Genomic DNA, 10,451 nt, shown 5'->3' with positions numbered 1-10,451 from the left:
CGCTGGGTGGTGGGGTGTCAGGGGTGGTCGACGAGGTGCTGGGTGTAGGCGGGGACAGTGAGGAAGGTCGGGAAGTCCTCGGCGAGCGCGACCTGCTCGAACAGCGCGGCGGCGTCGTCGTACCGGTCGTCGTGCGAGCGCGGGAGCGACGCGAGGACGTCGGCCAGGACCGCGCGGACGTGCGACGCGGTGATCGTCGTGCCGGAGTCGGTGACGACCTCCTGGTGGACCCACTGCCACACCTGCGACCGCGAGATCTCCGCGGTGGCGGCGTCCTCCATGAGGTCGTCGATCGCCGCCGCGCCGACCCCGCGCAGCCACGACTCCAGGTAGCGCACGGCGACGGAGACGTTGCCGCGCAGACCGTCGTCGGTGACGGCACCGGGCTGCGCACCGCCCGCCGACGGGATGTCGAGGAGCTCCGCAGCGGTGACGTGGACGTCGTCGCGCAGGCGGTGCCGCTGGTCGACCCGGTCGCCGAGGGCCTCGTCGAACACCTCCCGCGCGACGGGCACCAGGTCCGGGTGCGCGACCCACGTGCCGTCGAAGCCCTGGCCGGCCTCGCGCTGCTTGTCCGCGCGGACCTGCTCGAGCGCCCGAGCGGTGACCTCCGGCGAGCGGCGGTTCGGGATGAACGCGCTCATCCCGCCGATCGCCTGCGCGCCACGCCGGTGGCAGGTCGCGACGAGCAGGTCGGTGTACGCCTGCATGAACGGGACGGTCATGGTGACGCGTGACCGGTCGGGCAGGACGAACCGCGGGCCACGGTTCCGGAAGTTCTTGATGACGCTGAAGATGTAGTCCCAGCGCCCGGCGTTCAGGCCCGCGCAGTGGTCGCGCAGCTCGTAGAGGATCTCCTCCATCTCGAACGCGGCCGTGATGGTCTCGATGAGGACGGTCGCGCGGATGGTGCCGTGCGGCAGCCCCAGGTAGGTCTCGGTGAACCGGAAGACCTCGTCCCACAGCCGTGCCTCGAGGTGCCCCTCGAGCTTGGGCAGGTAGAGGTACGGACCGCGGCCCGAGTCGATCAGCGCCTGGGCGTTGTGGAACAGGTACAGCCCGGCGTCGACGAGCGAGGCCGACGACGACGAGCGCTGGCCGGCGCGGTCGTGGAACGCGAGGTGCTTCTCGGTGAGGTGCCAGCCGCGCGGACGGAACACGATCGTCGGCGTCGTGGGCCCGACGCGGTACTCCTTGCCCTCGGACGACGTGAAGTCGACCTGCCCGCGGATCGCGTCGAACAGGTTGAGCTGCCCGCCGACGACGTTGTCCCACGTGGGGCTCATGGCGTCCTCGTGGTCCGCGAGCCAGACCTTGGCGCCGGAGTTGAGCGCGTTGACGGTCATCTTGCGGTCGGTCGGACCGGTGATCTCGACGCGTCGGTCCTCCAGCCCCGGCCCGGGACCCGCGACGCGCCACGACGGGTCGGCGCGGATGCCCGCGGTGAGCGGCAGGAAGCCGGGGTCGGCGCCGTTGGACCAGCGGTCGCGGCGGTGCTGACGGGCCAGCAGCAGGTCGTGCCGGCGGCCCGCGAAGCGCGCGTGCAGGTCGGTCAGGAAGTCGAGCGCCTCGGGGGTGAGGATCTGCGACGAGCCGGTGGTGTCGGGGCCGGCCACGGTCAGGTGGGGCCGGGAGAAGGGGTCGGTGAGCAGCGTGCGGCTCGCCAGGGGCGTGATGACGGTCATGGCGGTTCCCTCGGGTGTCGAGCGGGTCGAGCTCGTGCGTCTCGTCCGACCTCGTGCATCCAGACGCACGAGGTCGGACGGGACTGCCGAGCTCACCGGGCAGGGGTGTGCGGTGAGGTGCCGATCCGGGAGTGACCCGGTGGCGGCGACGGGGGTCAGTGCGTGAACTGGGCCGTCTCGGTGGAGCCCGCGAGCGCGAGGGTGGCGCTGTCGGGCGAGATCGCGGTGGCGACGCGGTCGAAGTAGCCGGTGCCGACCTCGCGCTGGTGGCGCGTGGCGGTGTAGCCGTCGGGCTCGGAGTCGAACTCGCGGGTCTGGAGCTCGACGTACGCGGTCATGCCGCGCTCCGCGTAGCCGCGCGCCAGGGCGAACATCGAGTGGTTGAGCGCGTGGAAGCCCGCGAGGGTGATGAACTGGAACGCGTAGCCGTGGCCGGCGAGGTCGCGCTGGAAGCGGGCGATCTGCTCGTCGGACAGGTGCTGGCGCCAGTGGAACGACGGCGAGCAGTTGTACGCCAGGAGCTTGCCGGGGTACTCGTCGTGGATCCGCTCCGCGAACTCGATCGCCAGGCCCAGGTCGGGCGTGGAGGTCTCGACCCAGAGCAGGTCCGCGAACGGCGCGTACGCCCTCTGCCGCGCGACGACCGCGTCGAGCCCCGGCTGCACCCGGTAGTACCCCTCGGCGGTGCGCTCGCCCGTGAGGAACTGGTGGTCGCGCTCGTCGGCGTCGGTCGTGAGCAGGTCGGCGCCGAGCGCGTCGGTGCGCGCGACGATCACGGTCGGCACCCCGGCGACGTCCGCGGCGAGCCGCGCGGCGGACAAGGTCCGCACGTGCTGGCTCGTCGGGATGAGCACCTTGCCGCCCAGGTGGCCGCACTTCTTCTCGGCGGCGAGCTGGTCCTCCCAGTGCACTCCAGCGGCGCCCGCGGCGATCATCGAGTGCATGAGCTCGTAGGCGTTCAGGGGCCCGCCGAACCCGGCCTCGGCGTCCGCGACGATCGGCGCGAGCCACTCACGGGTCCGGCGGCCGTTCTCGGAGACGTCGATCTGGTCGGCGCGCAGCAGCGCGTTGTTGATGCGGCGGACGACCGCCGGGACGGAGTTCGCGGGGTAGAGCGACTGGTCGGGGTAGGTCTGGCCCGACAGGTTCGCGTCGGCGGCCACCTGCCAGCCGGACAGGTAGATCGCCTCGAGCCCGGCCTTGACCTGCTGGACGGCCTGGTTGCCGGTGAGCGCGCCGAGCGCCGGGACGTGGGTGCGCGAGTGCAGCAGCTCCCACAGCCGCTCGGCGCCGCGGCGGGCGAGCGTGTGCTCCTCGCGGACGGACCCGCGCAGCGCGACGACGTCGGCCGCGGTGTGGGTGCGGCGGACGCCGGCCCAGCGCGGGTCGAGCTCCCAGGAGGTGGCAAGCTCGTCGGCCGTCGTGGTCTGGTCGCCGGTGCGGGGGCGACCCGGCGTCTGCGCCGGGTCCGTCTGCGTGGTCATGGCTCCTCCGTGGCTTGCGTGGTTCTTCTCGGCCCTTGCGGCCTGGGACCCACACTTGGGCATGGAGAGCGGTTCTTCACCGCGCTGCTGGAGAGAAGATCCGGCGAACTTCTGCGTGACAGAATCCCTGCCGAGTGTGACCCTGGACACATGACGACGACGAGCGCCAGGCCGACGACGAGCGCAGGCCGGACGACGAGCGCGGGCCGGACGACGAGCGCAGGGCCGACGAGCCCGCTCGGCCGCTCGGGCGCACGCACGGGGTCCGACGAGCCGCCCGCGGGCTCGTCGGACGGGCTCGACACCCTGGTGCTGGGCCGCCGCATCCGGCACCTGCGCACGCAGCGCGGCCTGACGCTCGACGCCCTCGGCGCGGCGATCGGCCGCGCGCCGTCGCAGGTCTCGATGCTCGAGAACGGCCACCGCGAGCCCAAGCTCAGCCTGCTCGGCCAGATCGCGCAGGCGCTCGACGTGCCGCTGGCCGAGCTCTTGCGCACCGAGGCGCCCAGCCGTCGCGCCGCGCTCGAGGTCGAGCTCGAGCGCGCGCAGCGCGGGCCGCTGTTCAGCCAGCTCGGGCTGCCCGCGGTCAAGGTCGGCAAGTCGCTGCCGTCGGACGCGCTCGAGGCGATCGTCGCGCTGCAGCACGAGGTCGAGCGACTGCTCACCGAGCACGCCGCGACGCCCGAGGAGGCGCGTCGCGCGAACGCCGAGCTGCGCGCGCAGATGCGCGAGCGCGACAACTACTTCCCGGAGCTCGAGGACCACGCGCGCACCCTGCTCGCCGCGATCGGGCACACCGGGGGTCCGCTCTCGCAGCGCGCGACGTCGGACGTCGCCGCGCACCTGGGCTTCACGCTGCACTACGTCCCGGACCTGCCGCACACGACGCGCACCGTCACGGACCTCGCGCACGGCCGGATCTACCTGCCGCAGGGCGACCGGTCGTTCAGCGACTCGCGCTCGCCGCTGCTGCAGGCGCTCGCGAGCCACGTGCTCGGGCACACCGAGCCGCGCGACTACCGCGACTTCCTGCGCCAGCGCGTCGAGGCGAACTACCTGGCCGCGGCGCTCATGCTCCCGGAGGACAGCGCGGTGGCCGCACTGCGCGCGGCCAAGGACGAGCGCCGGCTGTCCGTGGAGGACCTGCGGGACGCGTTCGCGGTCCCGTACGAGACCGCCGCGCACCGGTTCACCAACCTCGCGACGCGGCACCTGGACCTTCCGGTGCACTTCATGAAGGTCCACGAGGGCGGCACGCTGCACAAGGCCTACGAGAACGACGGCGTCGCGTTCCCGTCGGACCCGCTCGGGGCGATCGAGGGGCAGCCCGTGTGCCGGCAGTGGACGGCGCGGGTGGTGTTCACGCTCGCCGACCGGTTCTCGCCGTACTACCAGTACACGGACACCTCGTCGGGCACGTACTGGTGCACGTCACGCGTGCAGAGCTCGTCGCAGGGCGCGTTCTCGGTGTCGGTGGGGGTGCCGTTCGCGCACGTGCGCTGGTTCCGCGGGCGCGAGACCACGGAGCGGTCGAAGTCCACCTGCCCGGACCCGTCGTGCTGCCGTCAGCCCCCGACGGCGCTCGCCGAGCGGTGGGAGGGTGCGTCGTGGCCGTCGGCGCGCCCGCACGCGTCCCTGCTCGCCGCGCTCCCGGTGGGCGTGTTCCCGGGCGTCGACACCACGGAGGTCTACGAGTTCCTGGACCGCCACGCCCCGGCCTGACGCGTCCGTGGGTGGAGCTGGTCACGCCGTGCGCCACCTTCTCCGCCCACACAGCGCCGTGGGGGCGCCGCGCGTCAGGTGAGGTCGTCGTGGTCGCCGCGGGTCCAGGCGGCGTGGCGCTCGGCCGACCGTCCGACGACCGCGCGGGCGTCGGACGGGATGACGCCCGCGAAGTTGTTGTAGAGCCGGTCGAAAGGGCGACGAGCGACGTGCTGGGCGACGCGCAGCGCCACCTGGCCGGACAGCGGGATCCGGTTGGGGTAGCTGCGCATGAAGCTCACGGACGTGCGGTCGGGGTTGGCGAAGATCGTGTCACCGGACAGCAGCACGCCGCGCCCGTCGGCACCGCCCGCCCAGTGCGCGACCGCGGAACCGGGGAAGTGCCCGCCGGGCTGGCTCAGCACCACCCCGGGCAGCACCTCGAGCTCGCCGGTCCACGGCCGGATCGCGTCGTCGGACCGCGCGACCCAGCTGGCGTCCGGTGCGCTGACCAGCACGGGGACGTCCCGCCCCAGGGCGGCCGACGCGCGTCGGCTCCACTCGACCTGCACGCCGAACATGTGCGGGTGGCTCGCGGCGACGACGAGCGTGCGGCTCGACCCGGCGGCGTCCACGACCGCCGCCAGACCCGCGTCGTCGACGAAGCCGAGCGGGTCCCACAGCAACGCGCCCTGCTCGGTCGTCAGAAGCTTGGCCTGCTGCTCGATCCCGACCCCCGGCGCCTCGAGCGCGAGCAGGCCCGGCTCGAGCTCGTGCGTCGTGACGTGCACGCCCTCGGCCGCGAGCTCGTCGAGCGTCGCCCACGCCTGCCCGGAGGCGGGCACCCACTGCCGCTCGTCGGCGCAGATCGCGCACACCTCGACGCGCTCGGCGTGCTCGACCCCGCACGTCCGGCACACCCAGAACACGCCACCATCGCCCACCTGTCCACCCTGCCCGCCCGACTCCCCACGGGGCAATCCCACCCCCGACCCCCGCGCTCGCCCCTGGTAGCGCGGGGCCCGGCGACCGGACGGGCAACGGGTGGACTTGCGCTCCCTCAGCGAGCGGAAGTCCACCCGTCGCGGGAGGCGCGGTCGGTTGTTGGCGGGGCAGCTCGGGCCAGGTCGGGTGCAGGCCGGGTCGGGGCCGGGCGGTGGGTGGGGCGTCAGGGGCGGGTGAGGCGGTGGCGGAGGGCCGCGAGCTGGGTGCGCAGCGGGGCCGGGAGGCGGTCGCCGAACTGGGCGAAGAACTCCTCGGTGCGGTCGGCCTCGGCCTGCCACGCGGCGCGGTCGACCGCGAACAGCTCGGCCAGGTCGTCGTCGCTCAGGCCCAAGCCGGAGACGTCGAGCGCGCCGGGGGCGGGTCGCAGCCCGACCGGACCAACCACGGCACCCTCGTCGGACCCGGACCGCGCCGCCTCGACCTGCCCGACGATCCACGCCAGGACGCGCGAGTTCTCCCCGAACCCGGGCCACAACCACGAGCCCGACGCGGACTTGCGGAACCAGTTCACGCCGAACACGAGCGGCCGCCCGGCCGACGACAGGGTCTCGCCCACGCGCAGCCAGTGCGCCCAGTGGTCGGCCATGTCGTACCCGCAGAACGGGAGCATCGCGAACGGGTCGCGCCGCAGCTCCCCGACCGTCCCCTCGGCGGCGGCCGTCTGCTCGGACGCGATCGTCGCGCCCATGAACACGCCGTGCTGCCAGTCGAACGCGCGCGTCACGAGCGGCACGTTGGTGGCCCGGCGACCGCCGAAGACGATCGCGTCGACCGGCACGCCCGCGCCGTCCTCCCACGAGTCGGCGATGGTCGGGCACTGCGCGGCGGCCACGGTGAAGCGCGAGTTGGGGTGGGCCGCGGGTCGGCCGGACGACGGGGTCCACGACTGCCCGGTCCAGTCGGTGAGGTGCTCGGGCGCGGTCGGGGTCAGGCCCTCCCACCAGACGTCGCCGTCGTCGGTGAGCGCGACGTTGGTGAAGATGACGTCGCTCGCGAGCATCGCCACCGCGGTCGGGTTGGTCTCGACGCCGGTCCCGGGCGCGACGCCGAAGAACCCGGCCTCGGGGTTGATCGCCCACAGCCGCCCGTCGTCGCCGGGCCGCAGCCAGGCGATGTCGTCGCCGAGGGTCTCGACGCTCCAGCCCGGCAGCGTGGGGGCGAGCATCGCGAAGTTCGTCTTGCCGCACGCCGAGGGGAACGCGGCGGCCACGTGGTAGCGGCGGCCCTGCGGGGAGGTGACGCGCACGAGCAGCATGTGCTCGGCGAGCCACCCCTCGTCGCGCCCGATCACGGACGCGATCCGCAGCGCGAAGCACTTCTTGCCCAGCAGCGCGTTGCCGCCGTAGCCGGAGCCGTACGACCAGATCTCGCGCGTCGTGGGGAAGTGCGAGATGTACTTGGTCCGGTTGCAGGGCCAGGGCACGTCCTCGTCCGACGAGGTCAGCGGCGCACCCACGGAGTGCACCGCGGGGACGAACGGTGCGCCCGCGACGATGAGGTCGAGCGCCCCGGTGCCGACGCGGGTCATCACGCCCATGCTCACCACGACGTACGGCGAGTCGGTGATCTCGATGCCGAGCTGCGCGAGCGGGCTGCCGACGGGTCCCATCGAGAACGGGACGACGTACATGGTGCGGCCCCGCATGGCGCCGGCGAAGGCACCCGCGAGCTCGGCGCGCATGACCGCGGGCTCGCGCCAGTTGTTGGTCGGGCCGGCCTCGTCGGCGGTGTCCGAGCAGATGAACGTGCGGGACTCGACGCGCGCGACGTCGTCGGGGTCGGACCTGGCGAGGTAGGAGCGCGGGCGCAGCTCGGGGTCCAGGGGCAGGAGCGTGCCGGTGCGGACCATGCCCGCGATCAGCGCGTCGCGCTCGGCGTCGGAGCCGTCGCACCAGACCACCGCGTCCGGCTCGGTGAGCGCAGCGACCTCCTCGACCCACGCGTAGGGGTCGAGCGGCCGGCCGGGCTCGACGGTCGGCAGGTGGGGGACGCGGACGGACGTGGCGGTCATGGACGGCTCCTGGACAGGTTCCCGGACGGCTTCTCGGTGTGCGTGCGAGCCCGGTGGACGAGCCCGCATCTCGATCGTCTGTCAACGAACCGCTCCCATGCGCGCCAGCAGCGCCGTCAAGTTTCGGCATTCTTGACGTACGGTGAGGACCGTGGCTTCCGACGACTCGCTCACGACCGGGCGGCGCATCCGGCACCTGCGCACCGCGCGCGGGCTCACGCTCGAGGCGCTCGGGGCGCAGGTCGGCGTGACCTCGAGCATGCTCTCGCTCGTCGAGAACGGCCGCCGTGAGCCCCGGCTGACCCTCCTGCGCGAGCTGGCCGCCGCGCTCGGCGTCACGCTCAACGAGCTCGTCGACCCCGAACCGCCCACGCGGCGCGCCGGGCTCGAGATCGAGCTCGAGCAGGCGCAGCGCTCGAGCGCGTTCCTGCGCCTCGGCCTGCCGCAGGTCCGCCCCGGGCGCACGCTGCCCACGCCGGTGCTCGAACAGCTCGTCGGGCTGCACCACGAGCTCGCGCGCCGCGAGCAGGAGGCGATCGCCACCCCCGAGGAGGCGCGCCGCGCCAACACCGCGCTGCGGCTGGCGCGCCAGGCGCGCGACAACCACTTCCCCGAGCTCGAGGTGCTCGCCGAGCGCATGGCGCGCGACGCCGGCTACACCTCAGGTGCCCTCACCCACCGCACGGTGTGGCGCATGGCCGAGCGCCTCGGGCTCGAGATCCGGCACGTCGACGACCTGCCGCGATCGACCCGCACCGTGACCGACCTCGAGAACGGCCGGATCTACCTGCCGCCCGCCTCGACCCCCGGCGGGCACGGGCTGCGCTCGCTCGCGCTGCAGGCCATGGCGCACCGCGTGCTCGGGCACGGCCGGCCCGCGTCGTACGAGGCGTTCCTGCGGCAGCGCATGGAGACCACGTACTTCGCCTCGGCGGCCCTCATGCCGCAGTCGGCGGCGGTCGAGTTCCTTGCGGCGCGCAAGAGGCAGCGCGAGCTCGCGATCGAGGACTTCCGCGACGCGTTCGGGGTCACGCACGAGGCGGCCGCGCAGCGCTTCACGTCGCTCGCGACCCACCACCTCGACATCCGCGTGCACTTCCTGCGGATCAACGAGGACGGCTCGATCTACCGCGCGTACGCGAACGACGGCCTGCCGCTGCCCGCCGACGTCACGGGGGCGATCGAGGGGCAGGTCGTGTGCCGGCGGTGGGGCGTGCGCGAGGCGCTGTCGCGCCGCGACCATGCGACCGAGTCCTACCAGTACACGGACACGCCCGCGGGCACGTTCTGGTGCTCGACGCAGCCGGGCGTCGCGCCCACGGGGCGGTTCGCGCTCGCGGTCGGCGTGCCGTTCGCGTCCGCCAAGTGGTTCCGGGGACGGGACACGCAGGTCCGTCGTCGCAGCACGTGCCCCGACGAGGCGTGCTGCCGCCGGCCGGACCCGGCGGTGGCCGCGCGGTGGGAGGAGCAGTCGTGGCCGAGCGCGCGCATCCACCAGCACGTGTTCGCCCCGCTGCCCGCGGGACTGTTCCCCGGCGTGGACGCCGCGGAGATGTACGCGTTCCTCGACCGGCACGCGCAGCGACCGGACGGTGCGTGAACCCGCAGCCGGTGGGCCTACGATGGCGCCGATCGACGAGCGAGGACGCAGGAGGTCAGGTGCTCACCAGCAGGCGCACGACGGGTCGGACGACGGTTCGCGGGACGGGCCGGGTGCCGGCACGCACGTGGTCGCGCACCGCGCTGCTCGCGGGTGGGGCGCTGGCCGCCGCAGCCGCGCTCGGCGCGTGCTCCGGGACGCCCGGCGCGGCCGCGGTCGTCGACGGGCGCGCGATCCCGGCCTCGGACGTGCGGGTCGCGGTCGAGCAGCTCGGCGGGCTGTTCCAGGGTGTCAGCACCCAGACCGTGACCTCGGTGCTCATCCAGGAGCCCACGATCTCCGCGATCGCGGCGGAGAACGGCGTGGGCGTCTCGACGGCCCAGGCGCAGGACCTGCTCGACTCGGCGTCGCAGGCCGCGGGTGTCACGCTGCCCGACGACCTCGCCCCCTCGACGCTCGCCGTGGCCCGCTACGTGCAGGCCAGCGGCGCGCTGCAGGACGCGCCGAACGCCCCCGAGCTCGCGCAGCAGTTCAGCGACCGCATCGCCGAGCTCGACATCGAGGTCAACCCGCGCTTCGGCACGCTCCTCGAGGACGCGAACATCGACGCGCCGGCCGTGCGGCCGTGGGTGGTCGGGGCGGGCGAGTCCTGACCGGGACGCCGCCGCGCGACGAGCGCGACCACCTGGCCGAGCTCGTCGCGATCATGGACCGCCTGCGCTCGCCCGGCGGCTGCCCGTGGGACGCCGAGCAGACCCACGCGTCCCTCGCGCCGTACGCGCTCGAGGAGGCGTACGAGCTCGTCGAGGCGATCGAGCACGACGACCGCGCCGGCCTGCGCGAGGAGCTGGGCGACCTGCTGCTGCAGGTCGTCTTCCACGCGCGCGTCGCCCGCGAGCACGCCGACGACCCGTTCGACGTGCAGGACGTGGCGGGCGACCTCGTCGCGAAGCTCGTCCGGCGGC

At 73.9% G+C, this 10,451-nt stretch carries 8 protein-coding genes; 4 read left to right on the top strand and 4 right to left on the bottom strand.

All coding sequences use genetic code 11. From position 1 onward, the window contains the following. Positions 1-17: 17 nt before the first annotated feature. Together aceB and aceA are read right to left on the bottom strand one after the other, a co-directional pair. Positions 18-1,685, bottom strand: a complete 1,668-nt coding sequence (aceB, locus tag CWIS_RS07395) for a malate synthase A (protein WP_156186586.1) — start codon at positions 1,683-1,685, stop codon at positions 18-20. Between the two features lie 155 nt (positions 1,686-1,840). Next, on the bottom strand, positions 1,841-3,169 hold the full coding sequence (aceA, locus tag CWIS_RS07390; protein WP_048342621.1) for an isocitrate lyase: 1,329 nt from the start codon (positions 3,167-3,169) through the stop codon (positions 1,841-1,843). 150 nt (positions 3,170-3,319) lie between these two features. Here aceA and CWIS_RS07385 point away from each other — a divergent pair, with 150 nt between their 5' ends. Further along, a complete protein-coding gene (locus CWIS_RS07385) occupies positions 3,320-4,891 on the top strand; it encodes a helix-turn-helix domain-containing protein (RefSeq protein WP_231583720.1) in 1,572 nt (523 codons plus the stop codon). Between the two features lie 74 nt (positions 4,892-4,965). Here CWIS_RS07385 and CWIS_RS07380 read toward each other — a convergent pair whose 3' ends face one another. Both CWIS_RS07380 and CWIS_RS07375 read right to left on the bottom strand, forming a co-directional pair. Next, entirely contained in the window at positions 4,966-5,814 is an 849-nt protein-coding gene (locus CWIS_RS07380) for a hydrolase (RefSeq protein ID WP_229747253.1), read from the bottom strand. 224 nt (positions 5,815-6,038) lie between these two features. After that, positions 6,039-7,886: a phosphoenolpyruvate carboxykinase (GTP) gene (locus tag CWIS_RS07375; RefSeq protein WP_048342619.1), complete on the bottom strand. Its 1,848-nt coding sequence runs from the start codon at positions 7,884-7,886 to the stop codon at positions 6,039-6,041. A 151-nt stretch (positions 7,887-8,037) separates the two neighbouring features. Here CWIS_RS07375 and CWIS_RS07370 point away from each other — a divergent pair, with 151 nt between their 5' ends. The 3 genes from CWIS_RS07370 to CWIS_RS07360 form a co-directional block, all read left to right on the top strand. Further along, positions 8,038-9,486, top strand: a complete 1,449-nt coding sequence (locus tag CWIS_RS07370; RefSeq protein ID WP_141371397.1) for an XRE family transcriptional regulator — start codon at positions 8,038-8,040, stop codon at positions 9,484-9,486. Between the two features lie 113 nt (positions 9,487-9,599). Continuing rightward, positions 9,600-10,139: a hypothetical protein gene (locus tag CWIS_RS07365; protein WP_048342617.1), complete on the top strand. Its 540-nt coding sequence runs from the start codon at positions 9,600-9,602 to the stop codon at positions 10,137-10,139. Next, positions 10,112-10,451, top strand: a 340-nt coding sequence (locus CWIS_RS07360) for a MazG nucleotide pyrophosphohydrolase domain-containing protein (RefSeq protein WP_304413437.1), incomplete at its 3' end; no start/stop codon positions are given. The genes CWIS_RS07365 and CWIS_RS07360, both read left to right, overlap by 28 nt.

The organism is Cellulomonas sp. A375-1, from assembly GCF_001040865.1.
GTDB lineage: Bacteria > Actinomycetota > Actinomycetes > Actinomycetales > Cellulomonadaceae > Cellulomonas > Cellulomonas gelida.
This window is presented reverse-complemented; position numbering and strand designations above follow the sequence as displayed.